The sequence below is a fragment of the Helicobacter rodentium ATCC 700285 genome (assembly GCF_000687535.1).
Lineage (GTDB): Bacteria > Campylobacterota > Campylobacteria > Campylobacterales > Helicobacteraceae > Helicobacter_D > Helicobacter_D rodentium.
In genome coordinates, this window is record NZ_JHWC01000002.1 from 58,468 (window position 1) to 84,439 (window position 25,972).

The following is a 25,972-nucleotide window of genomic DNA, read 5'->3' on the forward strand; positions in this document are numbered from 1 at the left end:
ATAAAGTCTTACTATGAATCTTGCTATATTACAAATGTTTGCGGATCATTTACGACAAACTCCACCTCTAAAACTTCGTTCTATTTATAGAATCGCAGATAATTTATTTAAAATGGATATTGATGGACATTTGTTTTTTATGGATTTAAGCAAAGGTAAAAGTATGATTTTTGTCAGCAATGAGGAGATGATTGCTTCAAAAATCTATCAAGCCCCCTTTGATAAAAGTTTGCAAAAATATTGTTTTAATGCTTTGATTATAGGAGCAAAAACAGATGGCAAGAATCGTATCTTGCAGCTCATTTTACAGACTAAAAATAGCTATAAAACCTCACAAATTTTACTCCAAGCAGAATTTACAGGCAAAAATACAAATTTAATTTTATTGGATTCTAACCAAATAGTATTGGACGCTTTGAGACATATTACAAAGGAGCAATCGTTTCGCGAAGTGAGAATTGGTAAGCCACTTTTGGATTTGCCGCAACCTAAAGCCATATCTCTTGCGCAGCCCAAAGGTGAATTGTTGGATTTGCTTTTGGATAATTTTATTCAACTAAAAACACAAGAACTCCATACAAAAATCACAAAGAGAGTCGCACAGATTGCCCAAAAAATAGCGCACTTAAAGCATCATTTGGAATCTTTAGAGGATAAAAATGTTTTGGAGGAAAACGCAAAAAGAGAAGCGTATTTGGGACAGCTTATTTTGCAAAATCTTTATCTTTATCCTGATTTTAAAGGGAGAGAAATTTGTTTAGAAAATGAAAAAATAATTTTTCCAAGCAAAGCGCATTCTCTAAGCCATACAGCGCAGATTTTTTTTGAAAATTCCAAAAAATTAGCCAAAAAAGCAAAAAATATTCATCTGCAAGCTCAAAATTTGCAAGAAAAGATTTTATTCTATGAAAAATTGCTTAAAATGATACAAAATGTAACAAATTTAAATGATTTACAAATTTTAGAATCTAATTTGCAAAAAAAATCCAATGCAAAAGAGTCAAGACAAAAAATAAAGCTATTTGAAAGCTTTTTTATAGCAGGGATTAAGGTGTCTATTGGCAAGAATGAGCGGGAAAATATTGCTTTATTAAAGGAATCCAAAGCGGAAGATATTTGGCTACATATTCGCGGGATTCCAAGCTCACATTGCATTATTCATTGCGGAAAGGCAAAAATTTCTGATATAATCTTACAAAAAGCTGCACAGATTTTGGTAGGATTTACAAAGGATTCTGCTGAAAACTATGCAATAGATTATACAAAACGCAAGTTTGTCAAAATTACATTTGGCGCAAATGTCGTTTATGCAAAAGCGCAAACGATTCAGCTTAAAAAGGATTTGTATGGCTGTTTCTCCCATTGGTAATATTACTCATATTCATCAAAATGCACAAGTAAGTTCCGTTCAACACGCTAACTCACAGGTAAAGCTTGATTTTCAGGCTATGGTTAATTTGCAAGAAATGCAAGAGAGACAAGAAGAGATTAAAGAAGTGCGTCCAACAGAAGAGACGCTTGAAATCAATGATGAACGCGAGGGTAATGGTAAAGAGCCAGAACAAGAAGAGCAAGATAAAAAGCAAGAAAAGGATTCCCAAGAATCACAGGAATCGGATTCTATTCAGACAAAAGAAGACGGCACAATTATCCATTTAAATATTTCCGTATAAGACTTTAAGTATCATTTAAAATCCATCTGCTTATCTAATCTTTATAATCCATTCCATAGCAAGTCTTATTTTTAGAAAATAAAAAAGGAGGGAAAATGAATAAAATAAAATTTTATTCTAAAGAACGTAGTTGCAAAATCTTGAATATAGCAATTCCCTCTGGATTAAATTCGCTTTTGGATATTATCAATCTTTCCATAGATTTGTTGATGATTGGAACATTTGGAGCAAGTGCCATTGTTGCGGTGGGTGTAAGTTTAAACTTTATTATGCTGCTTTTTGCCTTTACAACCATTATTTTTGTGGGCAATAGTGCCTTAGTGTCAAGATTTTTAGGTGCAAACAATCAAGACGCAGCGAATGAGGTTGTGATGAGCTTGAGTTTTGCTGCATTTTGTTTTTCTCTGCCTTTAATGCTGTTTGCTTTTCTTAGCTTTGAAGTTTTTTTCTCTTGGATTGGGGTGGATTCTAATGCGCATCTTATTGGGAGCGAATATCTAAGTATTGTGCTTTTTAGTGTGCCTTTATTGTTGATAAAGCAAGTAAGTATTTCTGCATTTTCTGCAGCTGGGGCGACAAAATTACCATTTTATATCAAAATTGTTATTACTCTTTTGAATCTTTTGGTGAAATATACTTTGATTTTTGGATTCCTTTTTGTGCCTGCATTAGGCGTGATTGGAGCGGCGGTTGGAACTTTGATTGTTAATTTTTTAGAAACTTCTGCTTTGTTTGGCTGTCTTTTGTTTTACAAGAAAAGCCCCATTTCTCTTAGGGGTAGAATCAACTTTGATTACATTAAACGCGCTTTTGTTGTTGGGATTCCTAGTGGTTGTGAGCGTCTCTTTACGCTTTTTGCAATTATTGTGATGACAAAATTCGTAGCATTTTATGGAACTTATGATTTGGCGGGTTATCAGATTGCCACAAGAATTGAAGGGTTTGCATTTATGCCGGGATTTGGGTTTATGATTGCAGCAATGGCATTAATGGGGCAGAATCTTGGAGCAAAAAAACCCTTAGAAGCAAAGTATTCTACATTAAATACTTTACTTTTGGGTGGGATTTTTATGGGGGTTGTTGGGTTGTTTATGACTGCTTTTGCCCCCTTTTTGTCTAGTTTATTTAGTCAAGATCCCGCGACAATCCAAGCAAGTGTCTATTACCTAATTCCTATTGGAATCTCACAGATTGCTTTTGCATTTATTTGTATCCTTGATGGTGCATTGCGTGGAGCAGGTATTACAAAGATTACACTTTTAATTAATGGATTGATGATTTGGGGTTTGCGGGTAATGCCTTGCTATTTTATTGCGACAATGGGTTATCCTGTGCTTTATATTTATCTTTGTATTTGTTTGGAGACTTTTTTGCGTGCATTTGTTTATTGGAGGATTTTCCAAAGCGGTATTTGGAAAAACCAAAAGGTTTAATAGTTTATCAAAAGAGTGCCAAAAATAAGTCTAAGTTAGAAAAGATATAAAGCAAAATAACCCCCAAACAAAGCAAAAATGCCACCATAAATAGAATCTTTTTTTCAAAAGAAGTGAGCTTATCCCCACTTTTGCTAACAGAAAAGGCTGTGATTGCCAAAATCACGATGGATACTAAGCCTAAAATTCCAAGCACCATTGTAAAATTTCCAACTGAATTCAAATCACACTCCCAATAATAAATTTCTCTTGCTACTAAACTAAAGTATAACTTTTAATTATACATTATTATCTTGTAATTTTTAATGATTTTTATAAATTTTAGTGTGTTTTAACAAGCCTTAGTGTAGAATCTAGCCATTTTAATTTGTTGGAATGAGATATGATTGACTTAAAACTTCTAATTAATGACTTTGAAGGGGTAATGAAAAAGTTATCTAAACGCAATATTGATGCGGTTTTATTGAGTGCATTGCGCGAAAGCAGTTTGAATTACAAGCAAAAGAAATCTTCCCTAGAAGAACTACAAGCAACACAAAATGCTAAAACCAAATTGTTTGCAAAAATCAAGCAAGAGGGTGGCGATATTAATGCATTAAAAGAAGAGTGTGATTTACTAAAAGCGCAAATTGCTCTTTATTCCCAAGAGGTGGAATTGTGGGAAAATAAATTGCAAGAACTTTCCCACAATATTCCAAATATCCCAGATAGCAAAACTCCTTTTGGCGAAGACGAAAGTGAGAATGTTGAAATCAAGAAGGTATTAGAGCCTACACATTTTAATTTTAAACCCAAAGAGCATTGGGAATTGGCTGAACAAAATGGTTGGATTGATTTTGAGCGTGGGGTAAAACTTGCAAAAAGTCGCTTTAGTGTTTTTATGGGAATGGGAGCCAAGATAGAACGCGCACTGATTAATTATATGCTTGATTTTAATGCTAAACGCGGTTTTAGTGAGATAGGAACTCCAGCAATAGCTAATGCACAAACCCTCTTTGGCACAGGTCAGTTACCAAAATTTGAAAACGATTTATTTAAAATATCAGAATTTGAAGAGGAAGAAGTTTATGATAAAAATGCCAAAAAGGGACACGAGCTTTATTTGATACCAACCGCAGAAGTAACACTCACAAATCTCTATCGCGATGAGATTTTAGATGAAGAAACTTTGCCTTTAATGCTAACAGCCTATACGCCTTGTTTTAGAAAGGAGGCAGGAAGTGCAGGACGGGATACACGTGGAATCATTAGGCAACATCAATTTGATAAGGTGGAGCTAGTTGCTCTTACAATACCAGAAGAAAGCGATATAATGCAGGAGCGTATGGTTGCTTGTGCTTCAGAGCTTTTGGTATCTTTAGGGCTTCCCCATAGATTGATGCAGCTTTGTGGTGGAGACTTAGGATTTTGTGCAAGCAACACAATAGATATTGAAGTATGGTTACCCGGACAAAATTGCTATCGTGAGATTAGCTCCATTTCCAATACGCGCGATTTTCAAGCAAGACGCGCAAAGATTCGCTACAAGGATTCTAACAAAAAGAATAAATTGGTACATACATTAAATGGCTCAAGTTTAGCAGTTGGTCGCACATTGGTAGCAATTATGGAAAATTATCAGCAAGAAGATGGAAGCATTAGGATTCCTAATGTTTTAGAACCCTATTTGAGGTAATTTTATGCCAGAAAAGGAGGACAATAACCAAATTATCCAGCTTGATGACAGTTTTAGTGTTTTAGATGATATTTTAAAAAAAGAACCTGAAGCGACAAAGCCACCAAGTAAGCTTGAAAAACTTTTAGAATTTTTCAATCAACATAAAAAACTTAGCATTATCTTGTCGGTTTTGCTAGTGTTTCTTTTACTTGGGTTTATTTTTTTGATTGGTTTAGCCTTGACGCGCGAAGTCAAACCTCCTCAAGCGCAAACAAATGTTTTGCCTCCAACAGAGTTTAGCATCAGCAAAGGGGCAGACCTTATTACCGATGTTGAAAAACTAGAAGCACTCATTAAAAAAGCTAACTTTCTTTATATTAGTGGCAATAAGCAAGAGGCATTGGATTTATATGGTAAAATCTCTAATTATTCGGAAGGGCTTTCTAATTATAATTTAGGCGTTGCGCAAATGGAAGAAAAATCCTATGCTGAAGCATTGGATTCTTTCCAAAAGGCGATTGATGTAGGGGAAGACCGCGTAATTAGCGCATTAAATGCAGCAATTTGTTCTTTGTATTTGCAAGAACCTTTAAAATACCGCTATTATTTGCATCTTGCGCAAACTTATCTCCCCCAAGCGGGTAATTTGCCCATTTATTCCTACCTTTATACATTGACAAACTTTTATTTGGGTAATTATTTAGAAACATTCTCTTCCTTGCTTCATCATTCCTCTAACTATTATCAAGAGGAAAGCAATCAGCTTTTAGCTGCATTGTATGCGTATTTTAATGATAATTATAACGCCATTGATGCATTGAGCAAAAATGCCACCAATCCAAAAAACTGGTTCAATCTTGCTTTACTTTATGCAAGAATCGGCGATTATAATGAAGCAAACAAGCTTTTAACGCAGAGTATTGATAGCTTTGGAAGCACTTTAGAATCTGATATTGCACTTATGCTCGTTAAATTGCAACTAGCAGAGTATAGCCAAGCAGCGCGTCTTGCAAATAAATATGCTCAAAGAGAAGAGGATTTAAATCGCAACCCTTATCCTGTTAGGATTGCCTTGCGTGATGATTTTTTTGATATTAATGTAGCGCAAAAGCGTTTTTGGGGTGATTTTATCGGACAGAAGCTAAATTCTTATAATATCATCTTTTATTTTGCTTCTTACAAGGTTTTTGATGTAAAGGAGGCTTTTAATGTAATCCAAGAGGGCGGAATCAATATTAATATTGAAAATTTACAGGAAGCCAAAGAGATTTTATTGCGCGGACAAACTATTTCAAGAATGAATCGTAATATTGCAAATGCGATTTTAGAAACGCTCAATGGCAATATTCGGAATGCTAATGCCCTATTAACAGAAGTTGTAAATGCTTATCCCAACCATTCTATTTTGCATTATAATTTAGGGTTGAATTATGCACAAATGGGCAATTTTGATGCGGCTTATCGGCATTTTTTGCGTTCTTTTCACCTCAATCCTAAAGACTTGTATGCAGGAATTTTCTCCTTGATTGCTGCAAAATTGACTTATCGGGATACAGGGAGATTAGAAAGTGAAATTGGAAAAGAAATTGTAAATTTTCAAGGCAATGCTAAGGAGCAAGAGTTTATTAATGCACTGCTTAATTTTACGCGCAATGGTATCCCAACACCCTTACAATTCCTAGAAAATGAGGAAAGCAATATTGCAATTTATTACGCCCTAGATTTTGCGCAAGGAGTGCAGATGAACAACCAAACATTGCTAGTAAAATCTGCCGATAGATTGAAGAGTTTATACCCTAAAGACCCCATTAGTAATCTTTTAGCCCTTTTAGCCCTTAATTATCAAGATGAGCCAAAATCACTCGCCTTAAAATTGCAAACTTATTATCAAGATTCAAAAATCAATAAAGACCCTATTTATTATGGAGCGTCTGTTGTGCGTGAAATGTATATTAAAATTGCTCATATTATTGGAACTTTACATTATATTCAGCAAGATTTAGATATGCGTTTAATCACAGAGCAAAGAGATCCACGCGGTGTGATTCAGGCTTTAGCCTTAACTTATTTGTATTTGCAGGAATTTGAGAAATCCTTTACGCTTTATAATAGCTTGATAGATGATTTTAAAGAGCAGGATACTCAAACGCTTTTTTTGGGTGCGGTTTCTGCGATTGGCGCGGGACATATTGAAAACGCCGCCACACTTTTGCAACTTTCAAAACTAGAAGCACCAACCAACTATGAAACAAGAATCGCAAATGGAATCTTATTTTTACAAGAAAAAAATTTTTCTGCCGCCGCAACACAATTTACATCGGTTGCAGAATCCAAAATGCGCTCTCAATATTTTGATTTCAAAATTGATACCCAGCAGATTTTGCAAAACCCTTAAGGTTTAAAATTTACATTGATTTTATAGTGTTTATATAAAATGTCGGCTTTATTTTAAGGAGATAGTTTAAGTGCAACCTATTTTGCGTAAGATTTTATCAAGATATTTTGTGTTTTTGCCTCTTATTGGTTTGACATTTTTGGGTTGTGCTGCTAATTTACCAAAGGAATCAGAAATTACACAAACTCTACCACAATCTTTTCAAAACACTTCTTTAATTAGTGTAAATCCCGATTCCAAACCCATAGTTAAAGCAACTCCGATAGAACAAATGAAAATTTTATTCAATTACGATTCTGCGTTGATAAGCCTTTTTGAGATTGCATTAAGTCAAAATTTGGATTTGCAGATTATGAATGCTAGAATCCTACAAGCACAAGCGCAACTAAAAAGTGCTTGGGGAGACCTTTTTCCTAGTGTTGATGGAAGTTTAGGTGCGACGGAATCACATACGCGCACCAACACAACAAGAGTGCAAAAAACGCAATCTTATACTTCTCAGGTGGGTGCAACGCTTTCTTGGGAGGTGGATTTGTTTGGGCGTCTGCAACACGCAAAAAACGCCAAAGCTTCTCTTTATGAAAAATCATTGCAAGATTTGGAGAATGCTAAAATCACGCTTTTAGGCGATATTGCAAGTTGTTATTTTTCATTGCTTGAATCCTCTCAAAATATTGATTTAACGCAAGAAAATATCACGCATTATGAAAATGCCTTAGAGCTAACGCGCCTCAAAGTTGAAAATGGTTTGCTAGATAGCACCGAGCTTTTTGAAAAACAAGATATGCTAACAAATGAACAAAATACTTTAGAATCCTTAAAAAGCATTTTTGAGGAAAACAAAAATGCCTTATTGGTTTTGTTGGATAAAAATATGCTTCCCTTTGCAATAGAATCTCAAACATCGCCTAATTTTACGACAGAATTATCTTTGGATTCCATACCAGCAGAAGTTTTATTGGCGCGTCCTGATATTAAAGCAGCACTTTTTAGTCTCTATGCACAAAGTTACACAAAGGCAAACGCTAAGGCTAGTCTGTTTCCTGTATTGTCAATTAGCGCAAATTTAAACGAAATTTTGGATTCCAACACTCAAGCAAGTGGGAATCTTGCTTGGCAGTTAGCAAGTTCTCTTACCGCGCCTATTTTAAACCGCACACAATTAACGCAAAATTATTTTTTGCAAGATGCTCTTTTAAAAGAATCCTATTTAACGCTTCAAAAATCACTCAAAAACGCTTTGAGTGAAATTGAAAATACAAGCTTTAATGTCAAAAGCACAGATTTGCAACTGCAAAACAGCCAAAAACGAATGGAGAATGCACAAAATTATTTTGAATTTTCCTCTAGTCGTCATTTGGTAGGTTTGATTGACAGCCTAGAGCATTCTTTAAATGCGGCTTCTTTTAATAATTCAAAAAAATCACTCAATTCCGCAAAATTTGAGAATCTCAAAGCACTTGTCTTGCTTTATAAAGCCTTTGGGGGTGATTTGAATCTTGCGCAACAATCTGATTTTATCAACAAGGAATAAAATGCAATCCACAAAAGAAATTTTAATGAATTTAAATCCCAAAAAGGATTATAAAAAGCTTTTAATGCTTTGGGGCGGAATCTTTGCTTTTGCGATTGTGTGCATTGTGCTAGTTTATTGGTGGAAAACACGAGAACCCAATTATATTTATACAACCCAAGAAGTAACTTTGGGGGATATTTCTACAAGCATTAGCGCAAATGGCACACTTTCTCCTACGCACGAAGTTTCTATTGGTTCAGTCATTTCTGGAATCGTGCTTGAAGTGCTTGTAGATGTGAATGATAAGGTAAGCAAGGGGCAAGTTCTTGCAAAAATTGATAGCGAAAGCATTGAGCAAGACCTTTATCGTTATGAAGCGCAACTTGAAAGTGCCAAAGCGCAATTAAAAAGTGCAAAAGTAACTTTAGAGGAGAAGCGTTGGCAATACAATCAACTCCAAGACCTTTTTAAAAAAACAAAGGGCAAGACGCCCTCCAAGCTTGATTTACAAACCGCTAAAACCTCCTACAATGCAGCTTTAAGTGAGGTAGGGCTTAGGGAGGCAAACATTAAGGAGATTGAAACAGCGATTCGTTCTACGCAAGTGGATTTGAAAAATGCGCATATCACCACACCAATAGATGGTGTAGTGCTTAGTCGCTCCATTGAAGTAGGGCAGAGTGTTGCGGCAAGTTTTCAAGCTCCAGAATTTTTTATCATTGCTGAAAGCTTAGAGGAAATGGAGCTAAATGTAAGCGTATCTGAAGCCGATATTGGCAAAGTCAAAGTAGGGCAGAGTGTAAAATTCAGCGTGGATTCCTATCCCCAAAAAACTTTTGAAGCCCTTGTGGATAGAGTGAATTTTGGCGCAAGTGAAAGCACAGATAATATCGTGAGTTATGAAGCGCGTATTTATGTAAGCAATCAAGACTTATTGCTAAAGCCCGGAATGAGTGCGACAGCAGATATTGTTACAGATTCCGCCAAAAACGCGCTTTTAATTCCCTCTAGTGCGCTTTATTTTACTCCGATGACTGCCAAAGAGGAATCCACAAAGTCTTCATCAAAATTAAGCCCTTTTGGAATGCGTCCTCCACGCATACGAGGGGGTGGAAACAAACCGCAGACAAACTCTAGCGTTTGGGTGTTAGAAAATGGCAAACCTAAAGAAATTGAAGTGAAAGTTGGCATTAGCGATGGAATCTCAACGCAGGTTTTTAGCGATTCCATTCAAGCAGGGATGCAAGTGATTGTTGCACAAAAAGAAGAGAAATAATGTCATTCATTCGTTTGCAAAATATCCATAAAACCTATGGAAAGCCACCCAATATGTTTGAGGCATTGCGCGGAATCAACCTAGAGATTGTAGAGGGGGAATTTGTGGCACTGATGGGTCCAAGTGGAAGTGGCAAAAGCACATTGGCAAATATTTTAGGTTGTTTGGATAGCCCAAGTAGTGGAATCTATGAATTTTGTGGGGTTAATGTTTGCGATTTGAATTTGAAGCAAAAGGCACTTTTAAGGAGACATTATATTGGCTTTATTTTTCAAGGATTCAATCTTTTGCCACGTACAACTGCATTGGAAAATGTTGAACTCCCCTTGCTTTACCGACAAGTGCCAAAAAAAGAGCGCATTAAACAATCTATGCAAGCACTTGAAATGGTGGGTTTGGAGAAATGGTATAACCACCAAAGTAATGCGTTAAGTGGTGGTCAGCAACAACGTGTAGCAATCGCTAGGGCAATCGCCTCCAACCCTCTTTTTTTACTTGCTGATGAACCAACAGGAAATTTGGATACCAAACGAAGCATAGAGATTATGGAAATCTTAGAGCGTTTAAATAAGGATTCAAAAATTACGATTTTAATGGTTACACACGAGCCAGAAATGGCGCAATATGCCACGCGTGAAATTATATTTTTAGATGGCTTGGTGCAGAGCGATTCTGCATCTTTGCAAGGAGTGCAAAGATGAAGTGTGTATTGCGCAAGTTTGGGTGGGTGCTACGCCCACACGCCCACACCTCATTCTTGTGTCTTGCCCTTTCGTCCTTGCGGGGCAAAGCAGAAGTGTTTGTTGTGGAAGCAACCAACCTACACTTACAAATCCACAATCTAGCATACTTAAAATTTTATTATTTTGTCCTTACGAGATTCCGTAAGGAATCGTGGCAATCCATAATCTCGCACACCCAAGATTCCCCCACCTTATCTTTGCAAGGTAAAGCCAAAACATACAAATGTGAAGCATTTTCACCTGCTTTAGCGCAAATCCATAATCAAGCAAAAATTAGATTTAACAATGGAATCCTTACAAGCAAGATTCCACATTATGGATTGCCACGAAAATTTTTCAAATTTTCTCGCAATGACACAAAGCAAACCGCCTCGTCATTGCGGAGGCTTTGCCTGAAGTGCATAATCTGCAAAGATGTTGCCCACACTTGCAAATCCATAATCCAAAATCTTGCCTTGAACTTTGTATCTATATTTTCGCGATTCCAAAAAACCCATAACACGAGGAAGCTGTAATGATTCTAAATGCTTTTTTTCTCGCCTTTCGTCAGATTAGACGCAATTTTTTACGTGCACTTTTAACAATGCTTGGGATTATTATCGGTGTGGGGGCGGTTGTGATTATGATTACACTTGGAAATGGCACGACACAAGTAATTACCGAGCGTATGAGTAGTTTAGGTAGCAATATTTTGCTCGTTTTTCCAGCGCGGAATCAAAACATAGGTGGTGGCGGCAGAAAACTTTTTAGCCTAGAGAATATCAAAGCATTAAATATCCAAGTGGGGCATATTACACGCGCGATTGCACCCATTACCACAACTTCTGCTCTTGTGCAGTTTCGCCAAGAAAACACGCAAACACAAATTCAAGGTGTCAATCCCGATTATTTTGTCGCAACAAATTGGAATATCTCTTATGGTGCAACCTTTAGCGCACAAGATTATCGTGCAGGGAGTAATGCTTGTGTTATAGGTGCAAGTGTAAAAAAAAATCTATTTGATAAATCCTCCACGAATCCTCTAGGAAGTAGAATCAAACTAGGTAATATTGTGTGTGAATGTATTGGAATCTTGGAGGAAAAGGGGCAGGGAGCAATGGGAAATGACCAAGACGATGTGATTTTGCTACCTCTTAAAACCTATCAACGCAGCATCTCTAAGTCTAGCACATTGTATAATATTTCAAGGTTGATGATTTCGCTTAAGGATAATGTGGATTCCACACAAGCCACGACACAGATTTCTAGTGCCTTGCGCGAGATTCGCAATGTGCGTGAGGGGCAAAAAGATGACTTTGAGATTATGGATACAAAGCAAATCATAGAGATGATGCAAAACACCACTGCAAATTTAACGATTTTTTTAGGAGCAATTGCGGGGGTGAGTTTGATTGTCGGTGGAATCGGGATTATGAATATTATGCTAGTTTCTGTAACCGAGCGCACAAAAGAGATTGGTACGCGTCTAGCAATCGGCGCAATGCAGAGTGAAGTGCTATTGCAGTTTTTAATAGAAGCCTTGACACTTAGTGCATTGGGCGGAATCTTGGGGGTAATATTGGCGTTTGTGGGTTCGTTTGGAATCTGTTATGCTATGGGATTGCCTTTCAACTTTGATTACACAATCGCGCTAGTTGCTTTCGTGTTTTCTGCTTTTATGGGAATCTTGTTTGGCTATCTTCCTGCAAGACGCGCTTCAAGGCTGAATCCCATTGACGCTTTGCGCCACGAATAGATTATTTTCCCGCAAGGAGGACTTTGTTTTTTTGTGTTTGCACCTTACCCCCACTCCCCGCTCTTGCATTTTGCCTCTCTGTCTTTGTGAGGGATTTAACCAAAGTAATCTATAATCAAGCACACTTAAAATCTTACCACTTAGTCATTGCGAGAATGCGTAGCATTCGTGGCAATCCATAATCTAGCATATATTAAACTTTACAATTCCAAACTTTTAAGATTCCACAATGGAATCTTAAAGGGAGTGCATCATTATAGATTGCTTCGTCATTCGCTTTGTTCATTCCTCGCAATGACGGAGGAGTAACATATAATCATAAAGTGGAATCAAAATATCAAGAATTAAGATAATTTAAAAGCAAAAAAAGAATTTTGGAGTGTAGATTTAGGATTCCAAATGGAATCCTAAAGGATTAGAGCCTTGATTCGTAGCGGCGAAGCATATATAAGCGTTTGAGCATTTTTTTGCGTGCGCTGATTTTTTGCTTTTTGCGCTTTTCAGTTTTTGGTTCAAAGAATCTTCTTGCGCGACTTTCAGTTACAACAAGATTTCTATCTGCTTGTTTTTTAAACTTTCTATACGCATCATCAAAAGATTCGTTTTCTCTGACTTTGATACCCGGCATCTAAATCACCACCTTTGTGTAAAAATATACTTCAAAATTGAAGTTTGCAATTCTAACATAAAGTGTGCAAAAAATGTGAAAAAATCACACTATAAACGCAAAAATTTGATTCTTTTTACTATTTTACCCCTATATTGTGCTAATATTGCAAAGAGTTTTTAGGTTTTCAAAAGGAGTTTTTAATGGAACAAGTGCGTAATGTGCGGCAATATTTAAAAAAACGTTATGTGATGTATTTTATTACAACCATTCTTATCTTAACGATTCCATTTATTAGAATCAATGGGAATCACATTTTTTTACTTTCTTTTGATCATAAGCAGTTGCATTTGCTTGGTGTTGCCTTTGATATGCAAGAACTTTATCTTATGCCCTTTTTATTGATTTTAATGTTTTTAGCAATATTTTTTATGACGACTCTTGCGGGACGCGTTTGGTGTGGGTGGGCTTGTCCGCAGACAATCTTTCGCGTGTTGTATCGTGATTTGTTGGAAACAAAGATTTTGGGTTTGCGCAAAAGAATGGAGAATCGCCAATTAGAACCTGATATGAGCTTGGGAAGCAATAAGCTTAAAAAGGCGATTTCTCTTGTGGTTTTTGCTTTAGTTGCTTTGGTTGCAGCGTCTAACCTTATGTGGTATTTCGTGCCACCAGAGGATTTTTTCAAGTATATTCAAAACCCATTGGAGCATAAATTTTTGTTTATTTTTTGGTTAGGATTCACGATTGCACTCATTGTGATTGTTGTATTTATTAAGGAAAACTTCTGTATTTATATGTGTCCTTATAGCCGTGTGCAAAGCGTCTTATACGATAATGATACGATTATGACGGTTTATGATTATAAACGCGGGGGAGCTGTGTTTGATCCTAAAGGCATTAAACTATGGAAAAAACCCGAAGTGCCAAATGCAGAATGCACAGGTTGTGAAGCTTGCGTGAAAATTTGTCCTACACATATTGACATTCGTAAAGGAATGCAACTAGAGTGCATTAACTGCCTTGAGTGTTCAGATGCCTGCACGAAAGTAATGGGAAAACTTGGCAAAGAAACACTCATTTCTTGGACTAGCCCACAAAGCATTGAAGATCGCCAAAAAGTGCGCTATATGCGATTTAAGACGATTGGTTATATTGTGGCTATGGTGGTTGTATTCTCTGCTCTTTTGGTGATGAGTTCTAAAAAAGAGGATATGCTTTTAAACATCAATCGGCAGGAGCTTTATACGATTCGTGATAATGCGCGTGTGGAAAATTCCTATATTTTCTTGTTTCAAAATACACAAAGAGAATCTTATGAGTTTTATTTTGAAGTGCAAGGAAATGCGGATATTAAAATTAAACGCCCAAGTAAGCCATTCCTTATTAAGCCCGGCGAAAAATCTAAGCAAGTGGTGGTGCTTTATGCAGATAATAAAAATCTAGCACAAGATGCACAAAAAGATACGCATATTCCGCTAAACATTAAAGCTTATGCAATTGGTAGCGAAAAGCCTATTGAAGTATTTAGAGAAAGTGTATTTATCTATCCACCAAGCAAAGCATTACAATAGAGATTTTGCAGAATCGCAAAAGTGCAAATTTTTGCGGTTTTGGTATTTTGAATCTCTTGAGATAAGGGCATAAAGATGCAAAAAGCCGGAGTTTTATTTTTTCTTGTTATTTTTTCTTTGACATTGTTTGCTTTGTTTAAGCTTTATTCTCCCTTTTTAATGAACTTACTTATTGCCTTTTTGTTGTTTATTGCGACACAAAATATTTATTATAAAATTTTAGAGCATTTAAAATCTCAATGGGCTTCTACTTTTTTAATGACTTTTTTATTGGTAATCCTTTGTTTTTTGCCTATTTTTTATATTCTTTTAAATCTTGTTACTTTTGCTACAAATTTAGAATTGGGAAATTTTCATAATTTTCTATTGGATTTGCAAGTGCGTTTAGGGGAGTATGGAAAGGAAATTTTTGCGTATTTGCCGGAATTATTACAAAAAGAAGTGAATCATTGGTTGTCGCAATTTTCCTCTATTAACTGGGCTGAAGTGTTGAAGAGAAGTTTGGGGATTATCGCAAAAGTTTCTCAAAATAGTTTATATTTCGTGAGTGATACATTATTTATTTTAGTTTTTTTATTCTTTTTTTATTATTATGGTAGTGCGTTGGGTCGGTATTTTTTGGATTTGATTCCTTTGCAGTCTGTTTATATCCAATCACTTTACAATGAAGTTAGTGCGGTGATTAGTGTCGTGTTTTATTCCTCTATTTTATCTATGCTTTTGCAAGGCTTTTTATTTGGAGTTTTAATGGCTTTTTTGGGATATAATGCGCTTTTGTTGGGGGTTTTTTATGGTTTTGCTTCCCTTGTACCAATAGTTGGTGGTGGTTTGGTTTGGCTACCGATTGCTGGATACGAACTTTATCTTGGCAACTACACAAATGCGATTGTGATTGCACTTTATTCTGTTATTGTGATTGCAACGCTTGCAGATAATGGCGTGAAACCCTTTATTATTAGCTTTATCAATCGCGTATTTATTAAAAATCCTCTTAAAATTAACGAGATGTTAATTTTCTTTGCCATTATTGCAGGGCTTACAAGCTTTGGCTTTTGGGGTATTGTCTTTGGTCCTGCTATTACTGCATTATTCATTGCATTGCTTAGGGTATATAAGAATCTTATCCAAGAAGATTCCAATTCATAAACTAATGCCAAGAAATAATTTAGGATAGAAATGACAAGAACACTCCCGATTGATAGTTTTTTGAATATGGATTTATCGTTGATTATAGATGTGCGCTCACCTAGAGAATATGCAGAATCTCATCTTGTGGGTGCGCAGAATTTTCCTGTATTGCAAGATGAGCAATATCAACAAATTGGCACATTGTATCGTAAGGATTCCTTTGGGGCGAAAGTTTTGGGGGCAAGTTTTGTAAGCAATAATATCTCTAAACATTTGCTAGATTTAAAAGATAAGATTAGCCCTAAAAAACCTTTTGGAATCTACTGCGCACGTGGAGGTATGCGAAGCAATGCTTTTTTTATGGTGTTAAATTCCATTGGTTATCAAGTGGTGTTACTAGAGGGTGGTTATAAATCCTATCGCAAAAAAGTAGTGGAAACCCTTGAATGTTTGCCACCTCATCGTTTTGTTACACTTGTTGGACAAACAGGGAGTGGAAAAAGTGAGATTATTCAATCCTTTAAGGATTCTTTGGATATTGAGGGGATTGCCAAACATTTGGGTTCAAGTTTTGGTGCGATTTGCGGAGAGCAACCTAGCGTAAAGATGTTTCAAAATTTACTTTTTACTCGCCTGAAGTCTTTAGAAAATACACCTTTTGTGTTGGTAGAAGGTGAGAGTAAAAAGCTAGGAAAGCTTGTTTTGCCTACACCGCTTTATAAATCCTATCAGAATGCTCCTAAGATTTTAATCGTTGCTCCATTAGAACGCAGAGTGCAAAGAATCGTAGCGCAATATGGTAAAATTTCATTATCATTTTTTGAAAATTCTATGCAAAAGATTGCACCTTTTATGAAAAAGGAGTTTTGGTTGGAGGCTAAAAATGCCTTTTATAATGGGGATTTGGTACGTGTAGCAGAAATTTTGTTATTAGAGTATTATGATAAGGTTTATAGACAAGAATCCTATCTGTGTGCAATTCCTTATGAAAATCTTTCTCAAACTATCTTGGAGATTCAATCTTTTGCGAAGAAATTTTATAGATTGACCTAAAGGAATATTTTTGGATAATTATGAATATGGCGAGTTATTAAAAGGGTTGGAAATTAAGCGTCAAAATATAGAAAAGATTATGCAACCTAGTTGCTTGGAAAAAAGGATTGCAGAGATTACAAATCAAGAGCAGTTAAAGGAGTTTTGGGAGGACGCCAAAAAAGCAGGTGAGTTGCAAAAAGAAAAAAAACGCATTCAGCGTCAATTAGAAAAATATAATGCTGCAAAATCTGCATTAGAGGACGCAAAAGAATTGTTTGAACTCTCTCAAGATGATTTAGAGAGCCTAGAGTTATTGTTTGTGGAATCCAAAGAACTAGAAGAACAGATTAAAAATGCAGAAATTGAAGTAATGTTAAGCGGTGAGCTAGATGCGAATAATGCGATTTTTACTATCACTCCCGGCGCAGGTGGCACAGAATCGCAAGATTGGGCGAGTATGCTTTATCGTATGTATCTGCGATGGGCAGAGAGGAAAGGCTTTAAGGTAGAATTGCTTGATTTTCAAGAAGGAGATGAGGCGGGTTTAAAAGATGTGAGTTTTATTATTAAAGGTGAAAATGCTTATGGTTATGCAAAGGTTGAAAATGGAATCCACCGCTTGGTGCGTATTTCTCCTTTTGATTCCAACGCAAAGCGGCATACGAGTTTCACTGCGGTGCAGGTCAGCCCAGAGATTGACGATAATATAGAAATTGAAATAGAGGAAAAAGATTTGCGTATTGATACTTATCGTGCTTCAGGGGCGGGAGGGCAGCATATCAATAAAACAGAATCTGCGATTCGTATCACTCATACTCCAACAGGGATTGTTGTGCAATGTCAAAATGACAGAAGTCAGCACAAAAATAAAGCCACAGCTCTTAAAATGTTGAAATCTAAACTCTACGAGCTAGAATTGCAAAAAAAGGAAGCGCAAAGCGCAAATGAGGATAAAAGCGAGATTGGTTGGGGGCATCAGATTAGAAGTTATGTTTTAGCCCCTTATCAACAAGTCAAAGACTTGCGCTCCAATCTTGCGTATAGTAATGTAGAAGCTATTTTAGATGGTGATATTGATTTAATTTTGGAGGGTGTTTTGATTGCGATGAATGCGAAAGAATAGATAAGTCGTGTTATTTGCTAGATTATGGATTGTTTTGCGTCATTGCGAGAAAATTTGCAAAATTTTCGTGGCAATCTATAACTTTAAGCTGAAGTAGAGTTATCAAAAGGCGAGATATAAGATTATGGATTGCCACGAATGCTACGCATTCGACGAGGTAGTAGTATGTCATTGCGAGGAATGAACGCAGTGAGAGACGAAGCAATCCATAATGTGGAATAAAGAAAAATATTACAATGGAATCTTTAAAAGTTTGGAATTGTAAAGTTTAATGTATGTAAGATTATGGGTTGCCACGAAATTGTGCCAACTCCTCGCAACGATAAAGCAGTAGAATCTTTAGCCTATAAGCAAAAAATATAATGCTTAAAGCCTACAAGCACTAGAGATTCTGCAATCAAGATTAAAGCAAGGATAAAAATCCATTTGGGATTCCATAAAATTTCCCAAAAACGATTCCAGCCAAAAAAGTGCAATGTGAGAAAGAATACCAAAAAGCCGCTAATACTCCCACCAAATGCTAATCCCACTGCGCCAAAGTGCTGCATAAGCAAAAAGGAACAAAAAGTGCCAACCAAAAGAGAAAATGCAGAAATTTTAGCTGCAAGTGCTTGTTTGGATTTGGAATAAAGCCAAAGCGAAAAAATCCTAGCAAGTCCAAAAGGAAGCAACCCAATAAGATATGCACTAAAAACACTCGCACAGATGAGTGTGTCTGTGCGCGTGAATTTGCCTCTTTCAAAAAGCAACCAAATAATTTCGTTTTGCAAGAGAATACCACCAAGCGTGCATACACTAAGCAGAATCGCAAGTAGCCAAAAAGAATGTTTAAGCTCTTTTAGAGCTAGAGATTCTTTGGATTCTTTAATATATTTTGCAACCAATGGAAACAAAGCCGTAGAAGTTGCAATCGCAAAAATTGCTAAAGGGAGTTGAAAGATACGATTTGCATAATACAAATAAGAAATGCTACCACTTGCAAGAAAAGAGGCTAAAAGTGTGTCAATAAAAGATGCAAATTGCGCAGTAGAGCTTCCAAGCATTGCAGGAGAAAATTGTTTAAAAAATCCCTTCACACTTTTATTGATAGAATCTTTTTTGTTTGTATAAGAGATTTGCTTGGTGGATTTTTGTGGATTTGAAGCATTTTTTAACTCCTTAAAACCGACATATAAAAGCTTAAAGAATCCCAAACGATACATAGGATAGCAGTGCAATAGAATCTGCGCAACTCCACCAAGCAATACACCATAGCTTAAAATCAAAATAGCTTGATAGGATTCACTATTGTGCGCAAGAAGAAGTGCGATAATCATCGCAAGATTGAGGAGTGCGGGGGAGTAAGCCCACGCGGTGAAGTTGCGTTTGTATTGGAGCATTGCTCCAAAGAGTGTTACAATAAAAATCAAAAGTAGATACCAAAAATTAATGGCGACAAGTGGTGCGGTAAGAGCAATTAATTCATCAGAAAATCCAAAAGCTAGAAGCTTTGTAAGTGGTGCGCTAAAAATCCATACCAAAAGAGAGAGACAGATTAAAATACTACAAAAAAAGAAACCAATTTTAAGTGCAAATCCTCCACGAAATTGTGCATTAAAGAATCCGGGCAAAAAGGCTTGATTGAATGCACCCTCACCAAATACACGCCGAAATAAATTTGGTAATTTAAAAGCAACAAAAAACATATCACTATAAATGCTAGAACCAAGAATCGTAGCAGTGAGTAAGTCGCGAAAAAATCCAAGAATCCTTGAAGTTAAGATTCCGCTGCTATTAGTAAAAAAGGCTTTGAAAAACATTTTATTCTCTTTTTGCGCAAAATTGCGGTTTTTAATGGAATTTATAATAATTTAAGGGTAAAATAATAATTTATTTTTGCATAAAAGGTTTTAGAAATATGTTAAAAAAATCATTGCAGACATTTAGACCTTACTATGTTAATGAATGCGAAGATATTAAATTTGCTATTAAGCAAGTCTCATCACAATTTGGAATGGACGCAGATGGCTTTGATTTTGAGTTGCAATCTGTCGTAACTTATAAGAAAAATCTTTACGATTACGAATCCCAATTAATTCCTTTGCAGGAAGTAGATAAGTTTTTGAGCAATCGGGACAATATGTTAGAACCCAATCTTGTGATTCAACAGAGATATTGTATCTTAATTAAAGAAAGAGAACGTAAAGAAACGCGATTTCACCTAACAACAGACAAGGCTTTTAGTGAGGCGTTTTTGGTTTTTCATAGCGGATTTAATTGCGCTCAAGAAGATTTTGATAATATCTATACGCAAATCAGAAAAGGGAAAGCTTGGAACAAGATTTTATGTTTTAATGAAGAAAAAGAAAAGAAAGTATTGGAGGAATTTTTAAGAACCTTAAGCTATCCCCTTACAAAAGAAGTAAAATACAAGATTTCAAGCGGAGTAAATCTCACACCCAGCAGAGAAGGGAGATTAGAGTTTAAAAAAGATGTTGCAGGGAATTTTCAAACGGTTATAAAAGGCGATATTATTTGTGAATATCAAAAACCGCTTCAAGGGAAACCCGGACGCAATATTCGTGGAGAGTATATTATTCCGCAAAGCCCTAAAACCTTACACCAACCTTGTGCCTTGCGATACGATAAAGAAAGTATAGAAACACAAGAGTTGCCTTGCCTTGTCCGTTATTTGAGTGCAATCGGCGGGATTTTAAAATACGAAGATGAGTTTTTATATATTCGGGATACCTTAGAGACGGAATCTGTTACACTTAAAACCACCGGTTCATTGGTGGGTAATATCAATAGTGGCACGGTAATTAATATTACACAAAAAGATGCAATGAAAGAGGCTTTGGGTCAAGGAATGAAAATCCAAGCCGGAAAGGTAAATATTGAGGGTAATATTGGTCCTAATGCACAAATCAACTCTAAAGAAGTGAGCATTGGAGGATTTACACACCAAAATTCCAAAATCTATGCCAATGATGCGGAGATTGCGACACATAAAGGCTATGTCAAGGGTGAATATATCAAAGTAGAAATGCTAGAAACAGGAGTGATTGAGGGTAAAAAAGTAGAGGTAGATAAGGTTTATGGTGGTAAAATCTATGCTGAAGAGATTATTATCAATACCTTGCATTCCAATGCGTTTTTGTATGCAACAAAGAGTATTCATATTGGAAAAATGGAAAAAGGAGAAAATAAATTTTTTCTAGCAGCTAATTATAGTCCATCAGGAAAAGAAAAATATAATGCCCTTTTAAAGCAAAAGAATGAATCCATTAAAGAAGCGATTCGTATGACAAAAGAATTAAAAATGGAAAGCTTAGAACTTAAAAAACTTAAAGCTACAGCAGATAAGATTCGTGGCACTCTCATTCATTATAAGAATACTAAAACCACCCCTCCTAGCTATTTACTAACAAGGTTTGAGGAATATTATCAACGCGTGATTCTTTTAAAAAATAAGCGTCAAAAAATTAACGCATTAAGTATGGATTTTAAAAGTGCGCGTGAGGCATTAAATGTGTTAGATGAAATGACAGAAAATGCAACTATTATTGTTGAGAGCGGTTGGATTGGTTATAATGAAGTGCATTATGTCTTTTATTCTCCTAGTCGCGAATTACTCTGTATTCCTAAACCCGGAGAACCTTCTAAAGTCGTCTATAAAAATGATAAAATTGAATTGGTGCTATAAGGGGGAGTGATGATTATCGCATTAGAGGGAGAAATATTTTTAAAAGAACCCACGCGCATTGCATTAAAATGTGCGGGTGTTGTGTATGAAGTGTTTATATCCTTGCAAACTTCTAACCAAATCAACGCAAAAGTTGGGGAAAAGGTTGTTTTGCATACTTCTCATATTATCCGCGAGGACGCGCAAGTCTTGTTTGGATTCGTGGATTTAATAGAAAAAAGTTTGTTTGAGCGTCTCATTAAGATTAATGGCGTAGGTCCAAAAGTTGCCCTTGCGATTTTATCTACTTATAATCCTCAAACCTTTGCTAAGATTGTAGAAAGCAATGACATAAAATCTATGCAGAGAGTGCCCGGAATTGGTCCAAAGAGTGCAGGGAGGATTTTAGTGGAGCTTTCAGGTTGGTCTTTGGAGTTGGTGCAAGGTGGTGGTTCAAAGGTTGCAGAGGATTCTAATTTACACCAAGTGATTTTGGCTTTGGAATCGTTAGGCTATAAAAATGATGTGATTGCAAAAGTAACCAAAGGCTTGGAAAATGCCGAAGTGGGCGAAATGGTCAAAGTCGCCTTAAAGAAATTGCAAACTTTATAATTTAGGACAAAAATGGGAAAAAAATTGCATTTAATTTCTCTAGGTTGCACAAAAAATTTAGTGGATAGTGAGGTAATGCTTGGAGCATTAAAGGAGTATGAAAATACGCAAGATATTGCAGAGGCAGATGTCGTAATTGTCAATACTTGCGGGTTTATTGAAGCAGCAAAGCAAGAGAGTGTGCAGACAATTTTAAACGCGTTAGAATCCAAAAAAGAGGGCGCGATTTTGGTAGCAAGTGGGTGTTTAAGCGAAAGATATGCAAAGGAATTAAAAGAGGAGATTCCAGAGATTGATATTATTACAGGCGTTGGGGATTATGATAAGATTGATATAATGTTGCAATCGCATAAAAAGGGCAAAGAAATTTGCCAAAGCCAAAAGGGTGTATTTTTGCTCAATGAAAACACTAAGCGCGTGATTAGTGGTTCTACAATCCACGCTTATATCAAGCTTTCAGAGGGTTGCAACCAAAAGTGTAGCTTTTGTGCGATTCCAAGTTTTAAGGGTAAATTGCATTCCCGCACTTTAGAATCCACGCTAAAGGAAGTGCAAAATTTAGTCAAGCAGGGCTTTAGAGACTTCAGCTTTATTTCACAGGATTCTAGCTCATATATGCGAGATTTGGGAGTGAAAGACGGACTTGTCGCGCTCATAAAAGCCATTGATGAACTTGCTAAAAAGGGCTTAGAGATTCAAAGCGCAAGGATTTTATATCTTTATCCCGCAACAACTTCCAAAGATCTTATCAAGGCAATTTGCGATTCTCCAATTTTTCAAAATTATTTTGATATGCCCTTGCAACATAGCAGCAAGAAAGTCTTAAAGATAATGCAAAGGAGTGGGGAGTTTTTAAAGCTACTTGAGGCAATGCGCGCCACACCCAATAGCTTTGTGCGCACAAGTTTTATCATCGGACACCCCGGAGAGGGCGAGGAGGAATTTGCGGAGTTGTGCGCATTTATCCAACATTATCGCTTTGATAGAATGAATCTTTTTGGATTCTCTTGCGAGGAGGGGACTAAGAGTGCGCTTTTAGAGCAGATTCCACAAAAGATTATCAATGCGCGTTTAAAGGCTATGAATCGTATTTTTGCAAAGCAATATAAAGCGGGTTTAAAAGATCTTGTGGGTAAGGAAGTTGTAGCGATTGTGGAGGGGAAATCCACAGAATCGGAATATTTTTATAGCGCAAGGGATATGCGCTTTGCCCCCGAGATTGATGGTGAAATTTTGATTAATGATTCAAAAATAGAGGGAGATTTAAAGACGGGATATTATCGCGTTAAAATCACGGAAGTTGCAGGAGAAAATGTGCTTGGCTGTGTGCTTGGACGCATTTAATGCGCAGTTTAGACTTAGAATTTTTAGAGGATTTAAAAGCGGGAAAGAATCTTTTAGCCTTTTCGGGCGGGGTGGATTCTAGTGCCTTGTATTTTTTACTTAAAAGTTATGGAATCCCTTTTGATGTAGCGATTGTGGATTATGGAATCCGCAGACAATCTGCTTTGGAAGTTTCTTATGCGCGGAATCTTTGCTTTATGGACAACAAGCAATGTTTTGTGAAAGAGGTGCAAAAAATTCAAGGAAATTTTGAGAATGAAGCGCGTAAGGTGCGTTATGCGTTTTTTGAATCTTTAATCAAAGCACAGGGTTATACGCATTTAATTTTAGCTCATCAACTAAACGATGTCCTAGAGTGGTTTTTAATGCAATTTTGCAAAGGCACGAGTTTGGAGAGAATGCAAATGCCGCCCAAAAGCCAAAGAAGTATTTGGGATTTGGCAAAAGCAAAAACAATAGATTATTGGCTTGTGCGTCCTTTATGGAAAATAAATCGTATGCAAATTTTGCAATATCTTAACACAAATCAACTTTTTTATTTTGAGGATTTTAGTAATTTTGACACACATTTTACGCGTAATTATTTTAGGCAGAATTTTACAGACAAACTCATAGAGAAATTTACAAGCGGGATTGCATTCAGCCTAGAATTACTCCAAGAAAACTCAAAAGCGCAGCGCAAAAGCGAAATTATGAATGTGGAATCTCTTGGCAAGTGTTGTGTGTTGGAGGGGAAAGATTATCAGAATGTATTGGAGGAATTAGATTTTGTGTGCAAAATGTGTGGTGTATTGCTTTCGCGTGTGCAGAAATTGGAGTTAAAGGAGATTTTAAAATTAGAGCATTTTTCGCGAGTTTTTAAGCATAAAATTGCGATAGAAAAGGCGGGGAAGAAATTGTTTGTTTGTTCTTATTGCCCTAAGGTAGTAATTCCTAAGAGGGTGCGAGAGCAATATCGTTCTTTAGGGATTCCACCAAAGTTTAGAATCTTTTTATTTCAGGCAAAAATTTTGGGTGCAGAGCAAAAAATTTTGGATATAATTTTTCATTTAAGGAGTAAAGATGAGTAAAGTGTTCTTGTTAAAAGACGATGGAATTGGAGAGCGCGGAGAGCTTGGAAGAAAGCTTATGCTAAGCTTTTTAGGGACGCTTCTGACAATGGATAAACAACCCAAGGCAATGTATTTGCTTAATCGTGCGGTTTTGTTAGCCACGATAGATAGTGAGGGTGTAGAAGCATTGAAACATTTGGAGGAAAAGGGCGTGGCGATTTATTCTTGCCAAACTTGTTTAGGGCATTTTGATGTGCTTGATAAGCTAAAAGTTGGAAGTGTTGGAAATATGCAAAATACGCTTAATGCGCTACTTAGCGAGGATTCCATTATTACGATTTAGTAGGCTTTAGCAAGGGGGTTAAAAATTCTTGCAAGGTTTTGAGTGCGGATTCCTCGTTTATTTTTGTAAGCAAACAATCGCTTTTTTTGCTACCATTGCAACCATCTCTACCACAAGGCACACAAGGCAAGGATTCTTGATAAACAAGATGTTTGCCCATTCTTTGGATTCCTTTTGGAGAAGTGTAGGTGGATTCTAGGAGTGTATTATCCCAAGGACCCCAAGTTTTTGGAGAGGTTGGACCAAAAAAGGCAAAAGTCGGGGTATCGTTTGCCGCGCTTAAATGCATAACTCCTGTATCGACCCCAACAAATGCAAGGGCTTTAGAATTCAGCAAAGAAACTTCCGCAAGAGAGAGATTTCCATTAAAAGAAAGGGGTTTGGTTTGAGTAAGTTGCAGAATCTTTTGGAGTTTTTCAGATTCTCTAGGATCGTTTGAGGCTGTGAGGACACAAGGGATTTGGTAGGTTTGCGTAATAAAATCAATGATTTTTGCACAAAAGCTATCCGCTAAGCATTTAAACATCCAACTGCTGAATAAATGCAAATGCACGAAATGGTTTGGTAGTTTGGTGAATTTTTCACAAGATTGCGCTATGTTGGTGCTGACGCGTTTGTGGAGAATTGGAACTTTAAGTGCGTGTAGGGATTCTAAGTTGTAATCAATCGTGTGCGTTCCTTTGGCGATTAATTTTAAGGTGTAGATATTTTTTGACCAAAAGCTAGGCGGAGGAAATCCCACGCGAATCTTTGCTCTGCTCCAAAAACTTAAAAAAGCTGTGCGCTCCCCAGCACTCAATCCTATCACCATATCATATCTTTCTTTGGCAACTGCAAGGAGGAGAGAAGTTTCTGTGTAAAGCTTATAAAAGGGATTCTTTGGACGCTCAAGGAGATGGATTTTGCGCAGATTTTCACGACTGATTGCTCCCTCTGTGCCTTTATTCACCAACAAATCAATGCTACATTCTTCGCCATAATAGGATTTTAGATTTGGAATCAGTGGGCTAACAAGCAACACATCGCCGATTTTGTTTAGTTTAATGATTAAAATTTTCATAT

General features: G+C 36.5%; 24 protein-coding genes. 20 read left to right on the top strand and 4 right to left on the bottom strand.

Annotation, left to right across the window (positions count from 1 at the left end; genetic code table 11):
• The first annotated feature begins 13 nt into the window (after positions 1-13).
• The 3 genes from BS85_RS0101900 to BS85_RS0101910 all read left to right on the top strand — a co-directional run bounded on the left by BS85_RS0101900 (position 14) and on the right by BS85_RS0101910 (position 3,106).
• Positions 14-1,369, top strand: a complete 1,356-nt coding sequence (locus BS85_RS0101900) for an NFACT family protein (protein WP_026943317.1) — start codon at positions 14-16, stop codon at positions 1,367-1,369.
• Positions 1,347-1,673 carry a hypothetical protein gene (locus tag BS85_RS0101905; RefSeq protein WP_211246891.1) on the top strand — a complete coding sequence of 109 codons (327 nt, stop codon included), beginning with the start codon at positions 1,347-1,349 and terminating at the stop codon, positions 1,671-1,673. The genes BS85_RS0101900 and BS85_RS0101905 overlap by 23 nt, the downstream gene beginning before the upstream one ends.
• A 95-nt stretch (positions 1,674-1,768) precedes the next feature.
• Positions 1,769-3,106 carry an MATE family efflux transporter gene (locus tag BS85_RS0101910; protein WP_026943319.1) on the top strand — a complete coding sequence of 446 codons (1,338 nt, stop codon included), beginning with the start codon at positions 1,769-1,771 and terminating at the stop codon, positions 3,104-3,106.
• Positions 3,107-3,113: 7 nt separating this feature from the next.
• Here the strand turns inward: BS85_RS0101910 and BS85_RS0101915 are convergent, their stop codons facing one another.
• On the bottom strand, positions 3,114-3,329 hold the full coding sequence (locus tag BS85_RS0101915) for a hypothetical protein (protein ID WP_026943320.1): 216 nt from the start codon (positions 3,327-3,329) through the stop codon (positions 3,114-3,116).
• A gap of 159 nt (positions 3,330-3,488) precedes the next feature.
• Here BS85_RS0101915 and serS point away from each other — a divergent pair, with 159 nt between their 5' ends.
• From serS to BS85_RS11210, 8 genes are all read left to right on the top strand, one after another.
• Positions 3,489-4,781, top strand: coding sequence for a serine--tRNA ligase (gene serS / locus BS85_RS0101920; protein WP_026943321.1), 1,293 nt, complete (start codon positions 3,489-3,491; stop codon positions 4,779-4,781).
• Positions 4,782-4,785: 4 nt separating this feature from the next.
• Positions 4,786-7,158: a tetratricopeptide repeat protein gene (locus BS85_RS0101925; RefSeq protein WP_026943322.1), complete on the top strand. Its 2,373-nt coding sequence runs from the start codon at positions 4,786-4,788 to the stop codon at positions 7,156-7,158.
• Positions 7,159-7,228: 70 nt separating this feature from the next.
• Positions 7,229-8,692 carry a TolC family protein gene (locus BS85_RS0101930; protein ID WP_084310125.1) on the top strand — a complete coding sequence of 488 codons (1,464 nt, stop codon included), beginning with the start codon at positions 7,229-7,231 and terminating at the stop codon, positions 8,690-8,692.
• A gap of 1 nt (position 8,693) precedes the next feature.
• Positions 8,694-9,950, top strand: coding sequence for an efflux RND transporter periplasmic adaptor subunit (locus BS85_RS0101935; RefSeq protein ID WP_026943324.1), 1,257 nt, complete (start codon positions 8,694-8,696; stop codon positions 9,948-9,950).
• Positions 9,950-10,651, top strand: a complete 702-nt coding sequence (locus BS85_RS0101940) for an ABC transporter ATP-binding protein (protein WP_026943325.1) — start codon at positions 9,950-9,952, stop codon at positions 10,649-10,651. Before BS85_RS0101935 ends, BS85_RS0101940 begins: the two co-directional genes overlap by 1 nt.
• The gene (locus BS85_RS0101945) at positions 10,648-11,208 is read left to right on the top strand and encodes a hypothetical protein (RefSeq protein WP_026943326.1); all 561 of its coding nucleotides are present in this window, start codon (positions 10,648-10,650) and stop codon (positions 11,206-11,208) included. Before BS85_RS0101940 ends, BS85_RS0101945 begins: the two co-directional genes overlap by 4 nt.
• Positions 11,208-12,428 carry an ABC transporter permease gene (locus BS85_RS0101950; protein ID WP_026943327.1) on the top strand — a complete coding sequence of 407 codons (1,221 nt, stop codon included), beginning with the start codon at positions 11,208-11,210 and terminating at the stop codon, positions 12,426-12,428. The genes BS85_RS0101945 and BS85_RS0101950 overlap by 1 nt, the downstream gene beginning before the upstream one ends.
• A gap of 23 nt (positions 12,429-12,451) precedes the next feature.
• Positions 12,452-12,610 (top strand): hypothetical protein, encoded by a 159-nt coding sequence (locus BS85_RS11210; protein ID WP_156938011.1) that lies wholly within the window; start codon positions 12,452-12,454, stop codon positions 12,608-12,610.
• A gap of 233 nt (positions 12,611-12,843) precedes the next feature.
• On the opposite strand, the gene rpsU is transcribed toward BS85_RS11210, so the two are convergent.
• Positions 12,844-13,056 (bottom strand): 30S ribosomal protein S21, encoded by a 213-nt coding sequence (rpsU, locus tag BS85_RS0101960; RefSeq protein ID WP_006803152.1) that lies wholly within the window; start codon positions 13,054-13,056, stop codon positions 12,844-12,846.
• A 182-nt stretch (positions 13,057-13,238) separates the two neighbouring features.
• Here rpsU and ccoG point away from each other — a divergent pair, with 182 nt between their 5' ends.
• The 4 genes from ccoG to prfB all read left to right on the top strand — a co-directional run bounded on the left by ccoG (position 13,239) and on the right by prfB (position 17,895).
• Positions 13,239-14,609 carry a cytochrome c oxidase accessory protein CcoG gene (gene ccoG, locus BS85_RS0101965; protein ID WP_026943328.1) on the top strand — a complete coding sequence of 457 codons (1,371 nt, stop codon included), beginning with the start codon at positions 13,239-13,241 and terminating at the stop codon, positions 14,607-14,609.
• Between the two features lie 75 nt (positions 14,610-14,684).
• Positions 14,685-15,755, top strand: a complete 1,071-nt coding sequence (locus BS85_RS0101970; RefSeq protein ID WP_026943329.1) for an AI-2E family transporter — start codon at positions 14,685-14,687, stop codon at positions 15,753-15,755.
• Between the two features lie 30 nt (positions 15,756-15,785).
• Positions 15,786-16,790 carry a tRNA 2-selenouridine(34) synthase MnmH gene (gene mnmH / locus BS85_RS0101975; protein WP_026943330.1) on the top strand — a complete coding sequence of 335 codons (1,005 nt, stop codon included), beginning with the start codon at positions 15,786-15,788 and terminating at the stop codon, positions 16,788-16,790.
• A 10-nt stretch (positions 16,791-16,800) separates the two neighbouring features.
• A complete protein-coding gene (prfB, locus tag BS85_RS0101980; protein ID WP_026943331.1) occupies positions 16,801-17,895 on the top strand; it encodes a peptide chain release factor 2 in 1,095 nt (364 codons plus the stop codon).
• A gap of 344 nt (positions 17,896-18,239) precedes the next feature.
• On the opposite strand, the gene murJ is transcribed toward prfB, so the two are convergent.
• Positions 18,240-19,694: a murein biosynthesis integral membrane protein MurJ gene (gene murJ, locus BS85_RS0101985; protein ID WP_026943332.1), complete on the bottom strand. Its 1,455-nt coding sequence runs from the start codon at positions 19,692-19,694 to the stop codon at positions 18,240-18,242.
• A 98-nt stretch (positions 19,695-19,792) separates the two neighbouring features.
• Here murJ and BS85_RS0101990 point away from each other — a divergent pair, with 98 nt between their 5' ends.
• From BS85_RS0101990 to yedF, 5 genes are read left to right on the top strand one after another with little or no spacing between them, the layout of a single operon-like run.
• Positions 19,793-21,580 carry a flagellar assembly protein A gene (locus BS85_RS0101990; RefSeq protein ID WP_026943333.1) on the top strand — a complete coding sequence of 596 codons (1,788 nt, stop codon included), beginning with the start codon at positions 19,793-19,795 and terminating at the stop codon, positions 21,578-21,580.
• A gap of 9 nt (positions 21,581-21,589) precedes the next feature.
• Positions 21,590-22,171, top strand: a complete 582-nt coding sequence (ruvA, locus tag BS85_RS0101995; RefSeq protein ID WP_026943334.1) for a Holliday junction branch migration protein RuvA — start codon at positions 21,590-21,592, stop codon at positions 22,169-22,171.
• Positions 22,172-22,183: 12 nt separating this feature from the next.
• Positions 22,184-23,515, top strand: a complete 1,332-nt coding sequence (rimO, locus tag BS85_RS0102000; RefSeq protein WP_026943335.1) for a 30S ribosomal protein S12 methylthiotransferase RimO — start codon at positions 22,184-22,186, stop codon at positions 23,513-23,515.
• The gene (gene tilS, locus BS85_RS0102005) at positions 23,515-24,585 is read left to right on the top strand and encodes a tRNA lysidine(34) synthetase TilS (RefSeq protein ID WP_026943336.1); all 1,071 of its coding nucleotides are present in this window, start codon (positions 23,515-23,517) and stop codon (positions 24,583-24,585) included. Before rimO ends, tilS begins: the two co-directional genes overlap by 1 nt.
• Positions 24,578-24,910, top strand: coding sequence for a sulfurtransferase-like selenium metabolism protein YedF (gene yedF / locus BS85_RS10040; protein WP_051604631.1), 333 nt, complete (start codon positions 24,578-24,580; stop codon positions 24,908-24,910). The genes tilS and yedF overlap by 8 nt, the downstream gene beginning before the upstream one ends.
• Here yedF and BS85_RS0102015 read toward each other — a convergent pair.
• A complete protein-coding gene (locus BS85_RS0102015) occupies positions 24,900-25,970 on the bottom strand; it encodes a glycosyltransferase family 9 protein (protein WP_026943337.1) in 1,071 nt (356 codons plus the stop codon). The two genes, yedF and BS85_RS0102015, sit on opposite strands and share 11 nt — an antisense overlap.
• Positions 25,971-25,972 lie beyond the last annotated feature (2 nt).